At 39.6% G+C, this 18,048-nt stretch carries 14 protein-coding genes and 3 pseudogenes; 11 read left to right on the plus strand and 6 right to left on the minus strand.

Going from position 1 to position 18,048, the window contains the following annotated elements:
• Window positions 1–306: 306 nt before the first annotated feature.
• Entirely contained in the window at window positions 307–2,181 is a 1,875-nt protein-coding gene (locus NPUN_RS15620; protein WP_012409553.1) for a response regulator, read from the minus strand.
• 348 nt (window positions 2,182–2,529) lie between these two features.
• On the opposite strand from NPUN_RS15620, the gene NPUN_RS15625 reads away from it, so the two are divergent.
• The 3 genes and pseudogenes from NPUN_RS15625 (at window position 2,530) to NPUN_RS15635 (ending at window position 4,831) form a co-directional block, all read left to right on the plus strand.
• Window positions 2,530–2,874: a DUF4336 domain-containing protein gene (locus NPUN_RS15625; protein ID WP_052304612.1), complete on the plus strand. Its 345-nt coding sequence runs from the start codon at window positions 2,530–2,532 to the stop codon at window positions 2,872–2,874.
• Between the two features lie 211 nt (window positions 2,875–3,085).
• Window positions 3,086–4,433 (plus strand): annotated as a pseudogene (locus NPUN_RS15630) (IS4 family transposase); the annotation flags it as partial.
• Between the two features lie 80 nt (window positions 4,434–4,513).
• Entirely contained in the window at window positions 4,514–4,831 is a 318-nt protein-coding gene (locus NPUN_RS15635; RefSeq protein WP_202947541.1) for a hypothetical protein, read from the plus strand.
• Window positions 4,832–4,903: 72 nt separating this feature from the next.
• Here NPUN_RS15635 and NPUN_RS15640 read toward each other — a convergent pair whose 3' ends face one another.
• Both NPUN_RS15640 and NPUN_RS15645 read right to left on the minus strand, forming a co-directional pair.
• Window positions 4,904–5,527, minus strand: a complete 624-nt coding sequence (locus NPUN_RS15640; RefSeq protein ID WP_012409555.1) for a hypothetical protein — start codon at window positions 5,525–5,527, stop codon at window positions 4,904–4,906.
• Window positions 5,528–5,744: 217 nt separating this feature from the next.
• Entirely contained in the window at window positions 5,745–7,850 is a 2,106-nt protein-coding gene (locus NPUN_RS15645) for an ATP-binding response regulator (RefSeq protein WP_012409556.1), read from the minus strand.
• 178 nt (window positions 7,851–8,028) lie between these two features.
• On the opposite strand from NPUN_RS15645, the gene NPUN_RS15650 reads away from it, so the two are divergent.
• The 8 genes from NPUN_RS15650 (at window position 8,029) to NPUN_RS41915 (ending at window position 13,929) form a co-directional block, all read left to right on the plus strand.
• A complete protein-coding gene (locus NPUN_RS15650) occupies window positions 8,029–8,400 on the plus strand; it encodes a response regulator (protein ID WP_012409557.1) in 372 nt (123 codons plus the stop codon).
• 488 nt (window positions 8,401–8,888) lie between these two features.
• Window positions 8,889–9,458 (plus strand): DUF3611 family protein, encoded by a 570-nt coding sequence (locus NPUN_RS15655; RefSeq protein WP_012409558.1) that lies wholly within the window; start codon window positions 8,889–8,891, stop codon window positions 9,456–9,458.
• A 330-nt stretch (window positions 9,459–9,788) separates the two neighbouring features.
• Window positions 9,789–10,433 (plus strand): hypothetical protein, encoded by a 645-nt coding sequence (locus NPUN_RS15660; RefSeq protein ID WP_012409559.1) that lies wholly within the window; start codon window positions 9,789–9,791, stop codon window positions 10,431–10,433.
• Between the two features lie 150 nt (window positions 10,434–10,583).
• Entirely contained in the window at window positions 10,584–11,387 is an 804-nt protein-coding gene (locus NPUN_RS15665) for a hypothetical protein (RefSeq protein ID WP_012409560.1), read from the plus strand.
• Window positions 11,388–11,457: 70 nt separating this feature from the next.
• Complete coding sequence (locus tag NPUN_RS15670; protein WP_012409561.1) at window positions 11,458–12,252, plus strand: hypothetical protein; 795 nt, start codon at window positions 11,458–11,460, stop codon at window positions 12,250–12,252.
• 232 nt (window positions 12,253–12,484) lie between these two features.
• The gene (locus NPUN_RS15675; protein ID WP_012409562.1) at window positions 12,485–13,123 is read left to right on the plus strand and encodes a PRC-barrel domain-containing protein; all 639 of its coding nucleotides are present in this window, start codon (window positions 12,485–12,487) and stop codon (window positions 13,121–13,123) included.
• 221 nt (window positions 13,124–13,344) lie between these two features.
• A complete protein-coding gene (locus tag NPUN_RS15680) occupies window positions 13,345–13,725 on the plus strand; it encodes a peptidoglycan-binding domain-containing protein (protein ID WP_012409563.1) in 381 nt (126 codons plus the stop codon).
• A 45-nt stretch (window positions 13,726–13,770) separates the two neighbouring features.
• On the plus strand, window positions 13,771–13,929 hold the full coding sequence (locus NPUN_RS41915; protein WP_167315633.1) for a hypothetical protein: 159 nt from the start codon (window positions 13,771–13,773) through the stop codon (window positions 13,927–13,929).
• A 169-nt stretch (window positions 13,930–14,098) separates the two neighbouring features.
• Here NPUN_RS41915 and NPUN_RS15685 read toward each other — a convergent pair whose 3' ends face one another.
• From NPUN_RS15685 to NPUN_RS39085, 3 genes and pseudogenes are all read right to left on the minus strand, one after another.
• On the minus strand, window positions 14,099–14,449 hold the full coding sequence (locus tag NPUN_RS15685) for a four helix bundle protein (RefSeq protein ID WP_012409564.1): 351 nt from the start codon (window positions 14,447–14,449) through the stop codon (window positions 14,099–14,101).
• Window positions 14,450–14,481: 32 nt separating this feature from the next.
• Window positions 14,482–16,367: pseudogene (locus NPUN_RS45000) on the minus strand (ISL3 family transposase).
• 147 nt (window positions 16,368–16,514) lie between these two features.
• Window positions 16,515–18,048 (minus strand): annotated as a pseudogene (locus NPUN_RS39085) (alpha/beta hydrolase); the annotation flags it as partial.

Genomic DNA, 18,048 nt, shown 5'->3' on the forward strand with positions numbered 1-18,048 from the left:
ATTCTTTTGTTATTCCTAGCTATAATGCTAAGTTTAATTACTTAAATTTAGCTGGATCGCTATATTAATAAAAAGCCTTTCAAAGGCTAATTTTTGAATAGCATCGATATATATCTCTACCTTTCGACATAATTTAGGTCTTTTATTAAGAGAGTAATCTGAAATAAATAAAGTTTTAAGGCTAGACTCATAAAAATGCAAAAACTACGTCACATCAATATGTTGATGCGTGCCTTTAATAATTCGATAATTCGTTGATTTGATAATCCAGAGTAGAAAAATTAAATACAAAAATTTATTTGGTAGCTAGGCATTTTTAATTAGTTTATTTCGCTCCATACGGTTCAAAATGCAGGCGATTAGTGTTGAAGATACGATAGGCTTGCTCACACAATCATCAGCACCAATCGCAAATATTTGCTCAACAATATCTGCCGATAAATTATCAACAACAAACACCACTGGTAGAAGTTTCCAGCAAGGATCGTTACGTACCACTTGGCAAAGTTCAATGCCATTGATGTAAGGCATTTCCGCATCTAAAATTAGTAAATCTGGGGAAAATTCTGTCAGAGTATCCCAAAAATAGCATGAGTCTTCAAGAGTTTTTAGAGTAATTCCTAAAGTTTCTAGAGATTGTTGTATAACAGTTAAAATCTGTGGGTCATCCTCTACAACCATGATTCTCGCTTTAGTAATACGAGTTTGCTGTAAAATTTGGATCGCTGACTCTAAAATTTCGTTAGGTGGCATGGATTTCTGCAAAAAAGCACGACCGCCAGCTCGTGCAACCTCAAGGCGTAGGCGAAGCCCGCCGCAGGCATCGCTAAAATTATTTCGTTCTGTAAAAACTAACACTGGTATTTGTGGCGTTGGCGTTTCGCCCACCGTAGGCGATGGCGTTCCGCCCAGCGTAGCTGATCGCTGGGATAATTCTATTAATAATTTCAAACTGTCTTCCTCAATATCAAGATCGAGTAGCACCACATCGGGATTTAAAGATGGGATTATACTTCTGGCGGCGGTGAGATTAGTAGCAATTTTAACTTGTAATCCCTGATTCTCAGCCTCATTTACCAATCCCTCAACTACTTGCCGATCGTTGCTAATTACTAATAGTAGATTTTGGGTTTGTTCAACTGAAGTTTTTTCTAGCTCTCGTTGTAATTCCATCAAGAGCTTATCTAAATAAAAACATTTAGCTTGGCTAATAGATTTTTGAGTTTGAAATAAATCTTCTATCTCATTAGCTAATAACGAGCCTTTTGGAAAGCCAAAACTACCCAATGAACCAGCTAGCTTATGAGCTTCTTGCTCTGCTTTTTGCCGTAATTGAACATCAAGTGTACCTTTTCTTAAAGCATCAGCTGCTTGTTTTAATACTGCAATGCGCGAACCAACCTTAGTTTTGAAAATTTCTCGCTCTTGAGCAATGGCTGTTAGTAGAATTTGTTGCTGCTTTAAATCTATTTCTGGCTCATCTGTCGGGCAACTTTGCTCATGAGATAGAGCTTTTAAACGATAACCCATTCCGTAAACAGTTTCTATAAAATCGTAGTTAGCACCTGCTGTTTTTAGCTTCTGCCGTAAACTTTTGATATGAGATTTAATCGTATTTTCTTCAGGTGGATCTTTTTCAGCACTCCAAAGTTGATCTACAATTGTAGCCCGGCTAAAGATGCGCTGGTTGTTACGTAAAAAAAGGTCTAAAAGACTAAATTCTTTTGCTGTTAAATTTAGCGCAATGTCTGCATAAGTTACCTCACAAGTACTAGGATCGAGAAGCAAGCTTCCCCATTCCAAAACTGGAGGTAAAGCAGTATTTCCCCGACGTAGTAAAGCACGAATCCGAGCTGATAACTCTTGAAAATCAAATGGTTTGACTACATAATCATCTGCTCCGGCATCTAAACCGATAACTTTATCAGTTTTAGTATCTTTTGCCGTTAACAGAAGAATAAGCATTTGATAGCCTTCTTGCCGTAATTGCCGACAAAGACTTATGCCATCAAGCTTTGGCAAAATCACATCGAGCAAAATCAGGTCATAGTTACAAACATTTACCAACTCCCAACCAGCTTCACCATCAGCAGCAATATCAACTACATAATTTTGTTTAGTAAGTGCTGTTGCTACAGCTTGAGCAAGCAAATCATCGTCTTCAACTAACAGAATTCTCATGAAAATATTTGCTTGTAGAAACAAACCTAAGCGCTGTAATCAAATTATTCTAACTTAGCTTATGCCTTTTTCAGCTTTATATGACATCTATCAAAGGCAAGGTTTAACAATATTTTCGCAATCATCCCATTGACGACGATCAACACTTTCTACTGCTGATTTTGAGTCTGGTTACATTCATTCTTGGCGCGATCGCCTTTTTCAAAACCTTTAAACTCCCTCATTTGCGATGCGATCGCTATTCCTAATCAGTCTAAATTAGTACAAAACTTCTTTCAAAGACACTAAAAAACTATCTACACTATTACTAGCATCGGCATTTAACCGACTTTAAGGGTGAATACTTTTATGAGTCATGACCCTATCGAGCTATATCAACCAATCAATGCTCTCAAACCTGTCGATAAAAATATTTGGATTGTGGATGGGTCAGTTGTAAGAATGGCAATGTATGGAATGGCTATTCCTTTTTCGACTCGGATGACGGTTATACGGTTAAACAACGGTGAATTATGGTGTCATTCACCCATCGAACTGACGGAAGCACTAAAAACAGAGATTGATACACTCGGTTCAGTCCGTCATCTCATTCCACCTAATAAGATTCATTATGCTCACATTAGCATTTGGGCTAAAGCGTATCCAGAGGCGATCGCTTGGGCATCACCGGGAGTGCGAGAACGGGCTGCCTAGCAAAAGATTCAAGTCACTTTCAATGCTGATCTTACGGACAAACCACCTGCAAATTGGGCAAATGAAATTGACCAGTTAATTTTTCGCGGTAGTCGATTTATGGATCTGACTTTTCCCGTTAAGTCTTGAAAAGCTTGCTCAAAAAGGATTTAGGGCAAGGTACAAGGTTTACAGTAAAATAACCCAAGCGTGGTATCAGAGGCGACAAATGATGTTGGACTGGTGGGAGAAAAATTTTGCGACTTGTGAGTTGGGCGATAAGCCTGACGGCATGGCTACGCTTACCGCCGATTGAATGAGCGTGCAATGTCAATTGGCTATGCTTTAAGTCAAGGATTTGGCAAAGCACTGTCAGAAATCTTCAGTGGAGCAACCGTACTCAAGAGGGCTTATGAGTTTTTGCCAACCCAAAAGTAGAATTTTCAAAACTAATAGAGCCGCACTGTCAAATGACGGCGGAAACTGTTGCAGAATATGATGTAGTGTTGTGTGTTGGAGACACTACTTTTCTTGATTATGGCAGTATTACGGTGAAAAAAGAAGGTTACGGCCCGATTGGTAAGGGAGGTAACGGTTTAATATTACACAGCGCTTTAGCTATAGAACCTGAAAAAGGTCAGTCCCTTGGTCTGTTATGGCAAAAACTTTGGAATCGAGAGCCAAAACAGAAGCTACCAAAAGATGAAACTCCGACACAGAAGAAACAACGGCAAGCAGCAGCCCGTAAAGAAGCCAGAAAACGCCCCTTTGAGCAAAAAGAATCTTACAGATGGGTAGAAGCACTTACCACTGTAGAAAACGAAGTTAGCAAGTCCACCCGCGTGATTCATGTCTTTGATAGAGAAGGTGATATCACAGAGGTTTTTGATAAAGCTCGTCAACTTCAGCATACGGGAGTTTTGGTACGTGCGGCTCACAACCGTAGTTTAGATCAAAATAGTGAACGTCTATGGTCAAAGCTGGAAGCTCAATCTATCGGTTTTGAACAGGAAATCAAACTCCCAGATACGAGCAAGCGCTCTGCCCGCAAAGCAAAGCTGGCTGTAAGATTTTGTCCCGTTAACCTCCGTACTCCCTACCGTTTTGACAATCGCGATCCTCTACTTGTGTATGCTATTTATGCCACAGAAGTTGATTGTCCAGAAGGTGAAACCCCTGTAGAATGGATGTTGCTAACCACGGAAGTTGTCGCAGATATCCAGATGGCTTCTACAATTTTAAATTGGTATTCTTACCGTTGGCAAGTGGAAGAGTATCATAAAATTTTCAAGTCAGGGTGTCAGGTAGAAAGATACAGACTTGCTGCTGATGGGATGAAAACCTTAATTGGTTTCTTGAGTGTGATTGCTGTTGAGCTTTTGCAGTTGACTTATCTACACCGTACCCAGCCAAACGCCGACGCAATTGTTATCCTCAATCCCCTTGAGCTTCGCATTTTGAAAGCTAAATCACCCAAACTACCCGAGATATTAACAGTTAGTTGGGCTGTGGGAGCGATCGCTCGTTTAGGGGGTTACTTAGAACATCGACATAAAACCCCTATTGGTATTCAGGTACTGTAGCGAGGCTGGTTAAAATTACATGACCTCTGTGAGGGATGGCAGCTTGCTAGAGAGACTTAACGGGAAAAGTCAGATTTATGGATGAAGTCGTCTTCTTTCACCGCAACAGTACTACCCTGATTCTGGCTGACTTGATCGAGAACTTCGAGCCAAGTAAAGTAAGTCAGAATTTTGGTTGGCTAATAAAACTAGCAGGCAGTGCCGACCCAGATGGTAAAGCGCCACTTGATTTGCGACTAACATTTTGGGGACACAAGGTTCAAGCGCGTCAATGTATTGAGCAGTTGCTGCAATGGCAACCTGAAAGAATTATTCTGTCGCATGGCCGTTGGTATGCGGCGAATGGTGCTGCTGAACTGCGTCGCGCTTTTCGTTGGCTGGGAGATTTTGGATGATACAAAAAAGTATTTCCAAAGATAGTAGAAACCCATTTGCAATAATTTTTCAAATGGGTATTACAGTCTTTTTTATAATCCAGTAAAGTTGTAACCAACTCCGAGCATCAATCCTACATCCGTTTGATCCAAAAACGCCGCATTCACCCCTGCTGTTGCTGTTAAGTTAGTATTTAAAGGAACATCTACACCACCAGATAAAAGTAAGCCAACGTCTGGATCATCACTAGTTTCAATCGCTACACCTGCTCCAACGTATGGTGCGACAGCGAATGTGTCTTGAAAAGCGTCTGCTGTACGAAAATTAAAGTCATAAGTGAGAGGAACCAGAACAACAGGGTCATCCTCAATCGCTACAGATGGTCGTACAGATAAGGTACGTGTCAGCCCAATTTTGCTGATTACCATAAAGCTACCTTCACCTAAAGCTGAATCACCACCTAAACCAATGTTGCCAGCAACTCCAATATAGCTAGAGCCACCACGGGTAGTTCGACCTGGATTAACATTGACTTGCGCCACCTCAGCAGAAGTTTTAGAAGCAGGCTGTGTTGGCTGGGGAATCAAATCGGCTGCTTTTGTTGAAATTTTACTGGAAGTCGATATTTGTGCTTGAGCAGATAATCCACTTCCCAGCATTGTGATTGTAGAGGAAATAAACAACGCAGAAAATTGCTGTAACCAAATACTATTCATTTTTCAACCTTCCAAATAATTTTGTATGAAGAAATCAGGTTTCAAAAAGCAATCTAATTCGTAACAAAATTGCTGTTAATTTCCTAACTGATTAAAGCTGATATTAGGCAACTTCATTAACTGCATAGATAATACTATTCCGAGCCTGAATTACACTTTTGAAATTAACTTGGAAAAGTGGAAAACTTGTGGATATAAGCAATATTGTCAAAATTGCTCAGAGTTTACCAGACATTTTACCTAGGCTGGCAACAACGGCAATTAACTCAGCTGCTCTAACTGGTTTAGCAACATGTAGCTGAAATCCTGCCGCTAATGCTTCTTTATAATCTTCTACCCTGGCGTATCCCGTCAGTGCAATAGCAGGAATCCGCCCGCCTAGCTCTGGTTCAAGTTTTCTGATTTTACGCATCAGCGCGTAGCCATCCTCACCTGGCATCCCAATGTCGCTGATTAACACATCTGGATGTAATTTTTCTAGTGCCTCAAGTGCCTGTCCTGTAGAGCTAAAAGCACTAACTTCTGCTCCACACTCTTCGAGTACTGCGGTAATCCACTGCCGCACATCTGCCTCGTCATCTACAACCAATACCCGCAAGCCACTAAGAGGATTGGGGACTGGGGATTGGGGATTGGGGGCTGGGGACTGGGAAAAGAAGTGTAAATTATTGTCTCCTGCCCCTCTGCTTCCCTGCTCCTCGGTCACTGAGCGTAGTCGAAGTGCTGCCCCTCTGCTTTCTTCTAAAATCGGCAACTTGACTGTAAATGTCGCTCCTTGCCCTATTCCTTGGCTTTGGGCATCAATTGTACCACCGTGTAGTTCTACCAGATGAAGTGCGATCGCTAACCCTAAACCTAGTCCTTTATTTGAACGAGTATGAGTACTATCTGCTTGCCAAAAGCGCTCAAATACGTGAGGTAGGAAATCTGGACTGATGCCCTTACCGGTATCAGTTACTTCAATTTGGAGATAATTAGGAATTGCGGGTTGGGAAAACTCTTCCCTACTCCCCATTTCCTTAGACAATCGCACTTCAACTCGTCCACCGTTGGGTGTAAATTTGATGGCATTAGTAAGTAGATTTAATACTACTTGTTGCAAGCGATCTGAGTCACCCCAAATTTTTTCTATTGAGGTATCAAGTATAGTCTCAAGTTGAATATCCTTAGCATTTGCCAGTGATTGTACAACCTCAATTGCGGCTGTAATTACTTCTACTAAATCTACCAAATCAATGGACAGTGAAAGCTCTCCTCTAACAATCCGCGAAATATCAAGTAAGTCTTCAATAAGTTGCATTTGCAAATTAGCATTGCGCTCAATTATCTCCAGCGCGAGAGTTGCTTTAGCTTCATCTAACACACCCGTTTGTAACATTCCAGCCCAACCGATAATTGCAGTCATGGGGGTACGTAATTCGTGAGAAACTATTGCTAAAAATTCGTCTTTGGAACGGTTTGCGGCTTCTGCTGCACTTTGGGCAGCTTCGCTAACGGCGCGTGCAGCTTGTTCTCGCAGTAATAGTTGCTCTTTTTCTTCTTCAGCCTGTTTACGTTCAGTAATATCTTGCATAATTTTAGAAAAGCCGCGCAGATTTCCATCGTCATCTAGTAAAGGTGTGATGAGACAATGCGCCCAGAAAAATGTACCATCTTTACGAATATGCCAGCGATTCTCCCTAGAAAAACCTTCAGCTACTGCTTTTCTTAATACTTGCTTGGGTAGTCCCTGCTTAATTGCTTCAGGTGAAAAAACTCGTTCAAAAGGTTGACCAATTATTTCTGCTTCCTGATAACCTAAAATACGTTCTGCTCCAATGTTCCAAGTGGTAACGTTACCGTTTGGATCTAGCATAAAAATTGCGTAATTAGTTACTCCTTCTACTAATAGCCGATAACGTTCTTCACTTTGACGCAGACTGTCTTGACTTTCACGTAGACGCTCATAATTTTGCAGGGCTGCTACCGCGTTCATTTGGGCTTGTGATCGCGCCTGACGCAATGCAGTGTTAAGTAAGCTAATCAACAACGCTACTAACACAAACTGAAGCAACCCCACTACACTGAACCCAGTAATAGCCAGAGAATAAAAAGGTGGTAAAAGAAAGTAGGCGCAGACTATAGCAGACAAAAAAGTCGCCAACAGTCCTGGGTTTAAACCACCATACCAGGAACTAACCATGACAGCAGCTAAAAACAGTGGGTAAATGGAATTCAGCCTGTGTAGCTGCCATAGAAGCAGTGTCAGTAGTAAAGCCAGTAAAACCGTTAAGAATGCAATGCCATAGCCTTGTAGTTGCGATCGTCGCGTCAATCCCCACATTTTTTATTACTTCTGGTTATGCCATAGGTTTATTAAACTTCTACCCTAGTTTTCCACTTTCAAGTTTTACCATAAAAAATTATTCTTAAGAGTATGGTAGCTCTAAACAATACTCCTCATCATAATATTGGAAAAATCAAAGCACTAAAGAATAATTTAAAACAGGAAGATAATAACAATGACCTCTAAGCAAATCTTAGTTATTGATGATGAAGATGACATCCGTCAATTGATTCAGACTTGTCTAGAAATAATGGGAGGCTGGAAGGTGTTGACTGCTACTTCAGGTAATCAGGGATTACTATTAGCTCAGTCATCTCAACCCGATGCTATCCTTTTGGATGTAATGATGCCTGATATGGATGGTTTGACAACTTTTCAAAAACTACAGGCTAATCAAATAACTAAAAATATACCTGTGATTTTGCTTACAGCTAGAGGACGCGCTAATGACCAACGTCTATTCAACGATCTAGGTGTCAGAGGCATAATCAGTAAACCATTTAATCCTCAGAAACTAGCTGTTCAAGTAGCAGCAGCTTTGAAATAAAGTACATTGAAAAATGTAAAGATTTAGATGCCAAAGATAGGATTACTGTAGTATCTCTAATTTAGGGTAGATATGCTTCAACTAAATGCTCTATCTATAGTACTATTAACCTCTTCCCTAAGTCGTATTTTTCCCAGAGAATACATATTCTGCTCTAGTTTTCCACTTTTAGTCTCTAAATTTAAAACTAAGCTCAATATTAGTTCTGAATTTTGGATAGGTTATTTTATTTCCAACTAAAAAGCCTAGTTTTCCAAAACCAAAAGTAAATATATTAATTTATGAATTTTATATAAAACATGAAACATGAAATTTAACTCCAATTCTCTATAGCGTTTCCTAGTCTGCTGAGGTACAAATCTCTGCGTACCTCTGCGCTTTACTTTGCGTCCCTTTGCGTTTCAAAATATTATCTGTACTCTGTACCTCACGTAACTGGGAATCGCTATATATTTCTTTAAATCATCTACTTAGGGGCTATATAATATATGTTAAATAATTTAGAATCATTTTCACATCCACCAAGCAAACAGAAATTTGCTGCTACCTTTCGTTTAGTAAGTCGAATTAGTTTTTGGGTACAGTTAGTACTTGGCGGTATTTCTGGCATTGCTGTATTGTTAGCGTGCTTTAGCCGTAACATTACTACTCAAACAAGCAATGCAGGTATAGGATTTAGTATATTTTTGGCCATTGTTGGTATTTTATTGCTGTGCTTTCGAGTATATTGGGCTTTCCGTTATCGAAAACTGGCTAAAACTTTACAAACACCAAATACTCAAAACCATCCCAGAAAGGAAGACGTAATTCAAAACTTACGAATTGGGTTGCTCGCGAGTTTCGTAGGGTTATTAATAGCTTTTATTGCTTCTGAAACGACAGTTGCAATTATTTTGGGCAAAGCAGTAGCACAACCTCAAGGTGTCGCAATCTATCAACCAGAAAATGTAATCCGTTCGCTAGACATTTTTGTAATGTTAGCAAATGTCAACATGATTGGCGCTCACTTTTTTGGGGGAGTTACTTCTCTTGGTTTACTTTATTGGTTAGAAGAGTAACAGCCACAGTATTGATTTGATTTTGCTAGCTATCCCTATGGAAATACTAACCTATTCCTAAAGTAGGATTTACCAAATTTATGAGGATTCTGCCCGACTTTTCTACTATTTAGATTTAACCTCAAAATACAGTCTGTGTTCATGTCTCCTCTTGCTAGTTGAGCGGCTCAACTTTACCTAAAGTACATAATCAAAATTTTTGATTATCGCAAAAAAAGAATAATTTAGAGACTCATTAAGAGTATTTTATATTTTTTCAATAGGTGTCAGCATTTGATTTTTCAAACAATCAATAAAAATAAGCAAAGATGAAATTACCAGGAGGTAATTATGTACAACTTAAACCGTTTTTCTTTAAAAAAAGTTGGATTATTAGGAACAATTTTTGGAAGTTTGCTAATCGGTTCCTCTGCAATTACTCAATCAGCAGTAGCACAGCCGCGAATTTCCCAAATTAATCCTTGTCCTAGTATTTTCTACGAAGAACCACACCGCGATCGAGTTTTAGTTCCAGCAGGATGTCCACCGAATGCTGCAACTTTAAGATTCGGAGGACAACAAGGAACTTCTAGTTCCCAAAGTATTATGGTTCCCGTCTATCCTATGAATGGAAGACGCTCAACTGTTATACAACCACCATTTCCAGAAAGTCGGCAAAGTCCAATTGCAACTATCACACCAACAGCAGGTACAGTTGATGTGAGATTGAAAAATAATACAAACGCTGGTATCTCTTATCAAGCAATTGGTTATACAAAGCCTCGATATCTTGCAGGTAGACAAGAATTTGTCCTACGGAATTTACCAACACCCGTCAGTATCACTTTAGTACGTCAAGACGGTGGACTACTAAAAGTTATGCCTACGTCTACCTCTGAAGGGACACTCGCAGTCTCGTTAGATGAAACAACAAAATTCGATAACGATCAAGGTGTATTGAGAATTCAAAAGAATGGTCAAGTCTTCTTGAATTAATACAAAAAGATAGTCCAGATTAAACCATCCTTTTATTTGGAACCTACTAGTGGCTCACCACATTAATTTTAAGAGCGTTAAAACCCTTACTACAAGCAAATCAAAACTTTTGTGGTCGTCTACTAGGTTAACTTAAATGGAGCTTTTGAAATGATCAACTTGATTCAAACAAAGTGGAGTTATAAAGGAGCTTTTGCTCTAGCAATCTCCACAGTGCTACTTGGAAGTTGTACCAACAACTTAGATCAACAGGCCGGAGTACCAGAAACCAACGTTACTACAGAAGAAGTCGCAGATAATACAAACGAACTAATTGGCAAAACTGTAACAATTAGAAGTACACCCATTAGAAAATTAGGGCCCTCAACTTTCACAATTGCTGATAAGCAATTTTTTGGCACTCAACCAATTTTAGTTGTAAATGCTTCGGGTAAAACTTTCACTTTACCTACTGACTCAAATACACCAATTCAAGCCACAGGCCCAGTTCGTAAGTTTGTGATTGCAGATATTAATCGAGATTACAACTTGGGTTTAGATCCTAACTTGTACAAAGATTACGAAACCCAACCTGCAATTATTGCTCAATCAATTGCACTTGCTCCTAAACCAGGTGAAATTACTACAAATCCTAAACTATACTACGGGAAAAACTTGGCAGTGACAGGTGAAGTGGAAAACATTAGAAATGCCAGTTCTTTCACCTTAGATGAAGACAAATTATTTGGTGGACAGGACTTGTTAGTGATCAGTGCAGGTACTCCGAAAGGAACTGTCAACAAAGGTGAGAAAGTAGCTGTCACGGGTGTGTTACGTCCGTTTGTTCTAGCTGACTTAAAACGAGATTACGATCTCAAATGGGATTTAACTTTGCAGAAGAAACTAGAAGTAGAGTACACGAACAAACCTGTGTTAATTGCAACAGAGGTATATCCCTCTGCAATTCCGCAATAAACTATTCTAGAGCATTGTTTATCAGGAAAGCTTTCCATGAATAGCCTCAAGACAAATAAGAGCAAGGGCAATGAGTGACAATTCTCAAAGGGGAGATTTCTCACAAGCACTAGGTCAAGCAGGGACATTAGTTTTCCTGGTAGCGATCGCTATGGTAGTGAGAAGTTGTAGTTTTTTTGAGGCAAAGCCAACTTTCACTAGTACATCGGAAATCGCTGAGAACACTGACGAATATATCGGTAACTCTGTAACGATTAAAAGCAGAGCAATTCAAAAAGTTGGTTTGAGTTCTTTCACGGTTAGTGATGCACGGTTCTTTCGCGGTGAACCTATTGTAGTTGTCAATGCTTCAGGTGTGCCTTTCGAGCTACCGCTTGACCAGAATGTAAAAGTTCAAGCTACTGGTCAAGTTCGTAATTTAGTAATTCCCAAAATTGAGCGAGATTTTAATCTCAATATCGAGGAGGAATATTACAAAAATTACATAAATAAACCTGCAATAATTGCTCGATATATTGTAGTAGCGCCGCAACCTGGCCAAATAACGCAACGTCCCAAACAATACTATGGTCGTAGAGTTACAGTTACAGGAAAAGTGGACAATATTCGCAGTCCGGTTTTATTAACCCTAGATGAAAACCAATGGTTTGGTGGGCAAGATTTACTTGTTTTACTAAAAGCACCGCCCAAAATAGCAATAAATCAGGGTCAGACAATATCGGTAAGTGGTGAGGTTCGTCCTTTTGTTGCTGCTGAAATTGAACAAGATTATGATTTAACTTGGGATCTAAATGTAAAAAAAGAGTTAGAGACTGAGTACAGAAATAGACCTATTTTAATTGCTGGAACTGTATACCCTTCTTAAAAATTCTCAGTTTGTCATGCCCATCTTAAATGCTGTATTTTATGTCAGGTTTATACAAAAGTTACTCCAACAGCGATCGCTTCCTACCTTTTTGGGTGGGTATGCATCCTGCAATGAGCGATGTCTGACGACAAGCCGCTAACGCTCCTTCTCTGCGAGACGCTACGCGAACGTCGCTACCGCTTCTCTACGAGAGGCTTGTCTGCGACACGCTCCGCGAACGCCAACGCTAATGCGTCTACGCATCACTGCCTTAAAAAGCGAAATGAATTCTCAAAATGCTTATAAAAGCGTTGGTTTAACCAATACTGCTTATGAAAGAGAAATTCAGCCTTTAAGTCAGTTTTTAATCAAGTTTAACAGTTTTAATAGGAGGAACAATATGATTTTATATAAACTGGATGAATACAATCCTAACTATACCAATGAAATTTTTAATGGTAATGACATTAAAAACTTTGATGTTTACGCTGATGATGCTAGGGTTGGTTCTGTTGTCAACATATTAGTCGATGAAAATGATGCCCGTTTCCGGTATTTTATCATTGATACAGGCTTTTGGATTTTCGACAAACAAGTTTTGCTCCCGGTCGGTTTAGCTCGTCTGGACTATGACAACAAACATCTTTTCGTTTCTAAACTGACTAAAGAGCAGGTAAAAAATTTACCCGAATTTAGCGAATCTTTAGCAATCGATAATGAGTATGAAGAACGAGTTAGAGGAGTTTATCGACCTTTAGTGCCATCAGCGATGTCAGGTATATTAGGTACTCCTGCTTTTTATAATTACACGATGGAGCCTTACTTTTACGAAATGAACGATCCTAACTTCAGAACCTATGAAGAAAATTTGAGAAATAAAAGAAATTAAAATATAACAAAATTTTGACAGTTCTGCTAGTATAGCTGCTTGAATACTTTATAATTAATACATGCCGCTAGTTGTTTTTAGATTGAATTAATTTTCATCAAAAGCAAGCGGCTATTTCTAATTTATAAATGTATATTTTTGATGTATTGCTATCAAATTGCTGAGATTAATCAAGCTACAAAAATAGTTTCGTTTGTTCAAATTCAAAAGAGAATAACTTTATGAATACTCGATTAATGCGCTCAATAATTTTACCATTGGGCTTGATTTCTACATTGTTTTTGGGAATGTTACCCTTTAGTTTTGCACCTGCTAAGGCACAGACAAATAATGCCTTAGCAGCTAGGTTTTCAAAATACTCTCCCACAAAAGCCCCTTTTCTTGCACCTGGATCTCGTGGACAGGCTGTGAGAGATGTGCAAGCTGCTCTACAAAGGTTAGGATTTTATAATGGAGCTGTTGATGGTATCTATGGCTCTAGAACCGCTACAGCAGTAGCTACTTTTCAGCGATCGCACAGAATAGTTGGTGATGGTAGGGTAGGAGCGCTGACGTGGCAAGCTTTACGTAGTAGTATAGCTCCCCGCCGTCGTTCTTTCTAACTGTAATAGCGATGCAAACAACGGCAATTACAGAATTAGTGCAATTTGTGCGATCGCAACTACATAAACATCATTGAGTCAGATGTGCTGATTGTTGTTTTTGCGATCGTTGGCATTTTTATGATCCTAATGGCAATTCAAAACGCTTTTTGTAGTTCTTTAGATGTGAGAGATTTGATTAAACTTAACGGTAGTGGTTGCTGACTAATTTGACTAACATAATCTTTACTCAAATATGGAAGGTAACTTGGCTGTTGGGCAACATAGGTTTCAAAAAAAGGAACACTTAAAGGGGTCTTGGCAACTTTTGGTGATCTAGGTTTGGGGAAGGCAGAGGGCAGAAGGCAGAAGTCGGAAGAAGGAAATTATAGATTCAAACTTTGAGTTTGTTTAAACTTGCAACTAATATACTTTGCATTTCCTCAACTTCATTTAATAGGGGAATAAAAAGGTTTTTATCTGCCAAATCTACTTCTTTAGCAATGATTAATTGTGTATCGAGTTCTCTTAAAGAGCCTAAAGCAATATGCAAAAACTGTACGTATTCTTGCTTTGAACGTCTTCCATATCCTTCGGCTATGTTGGATGCTACAGATACAAAAGAACGTCGGATTTGACTAGTTAAACCATACAATTCTGACTGAGGAAATAGACGGGTAAATTTATAACAATTGATAGCAAGTTGAACCGCTCTTTGCCAGATAAACTGATTTCTATAACTCATATAATCAAGTGTAAATTGTCAAAATTTTGTCCTCAAATAGCCAACAAAAACCGTCGCTCCAGTAAATCTATTTTGGCGCGACCATACATCTGCCGCTTTAACATTTTCAGTCGATTAATATGCCCTTCAACTGGGCCATTACTAACTGACATAGTTACACCTGCTTTCACAGCATCGTAGTCAGACTCTAAACTAACAGCAAAGGAGCGCAACAAAGAAACCGAGCTGTTTTTAGCTTTGTTTAACCAAGCATCGAGCTGCTCGCTCAGACGTTGACGCACAACAGATGCTCTCCTGTTGAGCTAGTTCAATAGCTGACTTCAAATCAGAATGGGCTGTTTGTAGTTGAGCGATGATTTCACGCTCATTAAGCTGTATTAATTCTGGTCGTCGCAAGACTAAAGCTGTGACGCGACTGGGAGTGAGAGGACGATGGGAGGAAGAACTAACCCTGGGGGATGCGTTTTTCTTTGAACACTTTGCTGGCTCAAATCCGGGCAAGGTCTTGAGATAACGAGTGAAGCGAGCGACCGTGGCATAACCACCGATATAGCCGCAGGTGCGAATTTCTTCAAACAGTTCTTGGGTGTTGTGGTTCCCGCTATTCCAGCGACTGAGGAGGTAATCTTGATTTGGGTTGAGAAGACTCAGACCGTGGTCGCTACGCTCACGACGTTCGGTAAAAGTTGAGCAACGCTTGTAATTGAATACGGTAGTTTTAGAAACTCCCAGGGATTGAGCGATTGCTAGCCCTGATAAGCCAATAGACCGCAGTCTCCAGACTTGCTCATGGATTTCCCTCCGTCTATCCCGTGCTTTGGCGGATTGGACTTTTCTTTTTAAAGATGTGTTTTGGGGAAACCTTGGCACAACTGGGCTTTTATTAGCCTCAGTAATCAGGGAAAGGTTCTCGGGGAAAGGCAGACGGCAGACGGCAGAATGTTAATTTGAGGGTTTTCCTGTGCAGTCAATCCGTCTGTATTCTCTGCCAAAAAGGGTTTAACATCCCCACACTCGTTTTGAATTTCAGTGGTTTGCAATTGGGTGGGGTATGTATCCCCATCCAATTCCCGAATGCCTTCAATTAGTGCTGTTTCCACCTCTAAATGCACTTTAGTATCAGTACTAAATACTTGTTTTTCCACAACTTTTACGTACTTTGGCATGAATACCAAAGACTTGATAGAGCGTTTGAGATAAGTTCTGCAATAAGTGAAAACGGTCTGCAACTTGAATGGCTTCTGGTGCGCCTTGACGAATGCCACTTTCATAAGTTTTTGACCGATCTCGTGAGACGACTTTGACACCAGGGTGGGCTTTTAACCATTCTGCCAAGGTTTCAGCCAAGGCATCTTTTAGTAGAGCAATTGGTCGGCTGTGTTCCAGGTCAATTAGTGCTGTGCCGTAAGTTTTACATTTACGTGCATCAAAAGTCGTCTACCCCAAGAGTATGTGGCGTTACGATTGGTGGCAGTGGGATTGAGCGGACTAAATTTAACGGTGTGTTGCGAGAAACTTTTATCCCCCATTGCTGTAAGAGTCTTTCCCCTGCTGCACCACCATTAGCTAAACCAATCACACTCAGTCGTTGAGCTAAACGTAGAGTTTTTCTAGCCCAAGGTGCGGTTACATTGGTCAGCCTTTCTGTAAAAATGCGTCGTTTACACAAACTATTGATGCAAAAAAACTTCCTTACCCGTAACTGTAAGGTAATGCTGTAATCAGCCCAGGGTAAGTCTACTAATAAGCGTTCATAGCTACTATGAATTTTTTGAGTTGGTTGGTTACAAACTGGACAGTTAACTACTCTACTGATTGCGGAAACAATCAAATTTATCTGAGTTTTTATCTTGTCAAGTTGGCAATTCTCAAGTCTCAGATTGCTTGAATCTGGTAATAGGTGAGTTAGCACCGACATAGAACATGAGTAAGGCTTATTCCTCAAATGTTTGATGGAGTGAAGTTTGAAGTATCTCGATTATATCTTTCTTCCTTCTGCCCTCTGCCTTCTGCCATCTGCCTTAAGTGCGTAACTTTTCATCATCACCAAAAGCTGACAAGAACGACTTAAAGCTTTAACATAACGACGTGCTAATCCTGGACTAGGGCCGATTGCTTCTGTAGGAACGGGAACGGTTGCATTAGGTGATTCTGCAATAGTAGAAAAGTGTGTTCCACCATTGATGAGGGTTAAATATTTGTTTGTAGTTGTTAACCAGGTAAAAGGTTGAATTTGTTCTAGTAAAGCCGGAGCAACAGTATCAGAACTACCAGATATAATCATCACTGGAATTTTGATTTGGCTGAGGCTAGCTTGACCAAAAATACTGCTATCAACTGGATTAATTGCAATTACTGCTTTTATTCTTGCATCCGATAAGTTGTATTGAGCATTGGGTAAATTGACAGCCAAACATTGAAGTAAAAGCGAAATATTTAATGTATCTTTCAAAGCTGGGCAGTCGGTTTTTAATTGTTTAAAATTAATCTTTGCACTTGCTAAAGCTAACACCGTATATCCACCGAATGATTGACCTAATACACCAATTTGGTCTAAATTCAAACGTCCCTGGAATGTTGGATTAGACTTTGATAAACGAGTGAGTTCATCTAGAAGATATTTAATATCTAAAGGTCTGTCAATAAGTTCTCTGGGATTGGTAACTTTATCTGCTGTACCTGCTAATAATGCTTGCAGTTGTTGTGAATTACTTTCAGGATGTTCTGGAACAGCAACCACAAAACCATAGGATGCGAGATGTTCAGCTAAATACGCAAAACTTGTTCTGTCAGAACCAAGTCCGTGCGAAATGACAATTATCGGACGAGAAGTTTGAGCAACTGGGAGGTAAATATCAGCCGGGAATTTTCTGAGACGCGATATGTCATTAAGAATAATCAGCCGGGAATTTTCTGAGACGCGATATGTCATTAAGAATAATAGTTTGCTTTAAAAAACGAAAACTTCCGGTTTTTCCTAAATCCATTAATGGAACAGTTTTAAGTGTAGAAGCTGTAATTATCTTTTGTTGGGATTGTTGGTTAATTAGAGCTACTGCATTTTGAGTTTGATTTACTAAATCTTGTAATGACTGTGCTATTGCCAAACTCTGGTCTAAATTAATTGAAATTGCACTCGCTGGAAACTTGCGTAATACATTTAAAAGCGTAAAATCTTTTTGATCTGCGGCTGACAAAATTAGTGCCGCACGAATTGCATAAAAGCCTGATAAGTTAGATTCTGTTTGAATAACTTTCCCCAGCCTTTGTAATAATCGTTCACCAATTGGTGTATAAAGAAACTGCGAAATTTCTACTTTATTTAAGGGAATGCGAGTTAGTAAAACTTTCTGTAGTTGAGTTAGTTGCTTTTTGTTTACATACTGACTATATCCAGCTAACTCATTGTCTATTTTGCCTGTTTTTGCATAGGTTTCGAGCGAATTAATAGGGACAGACCTTTCAAAAAGTCCGTAATTAAACCTTATACGTTCTGCACCTAAAGCCTGATTTGCAGTTAGTATAGGCAGCAACCCGATACTAAAAATTCTCAAAGCCAATTTCAGCCAAACAGTTTGTTTACTTATAAGATGAGTCAT

It is taken from the genome of Nostoc punctiforme PCC 73102 (assembly GCF_000020025.1).
GTDB lineage: Bacteria > Cyanobacteriota > Cyanobacteriia > Cyanobacteriales > Nostocaceae > Nostoc > Nostoc punctiforme.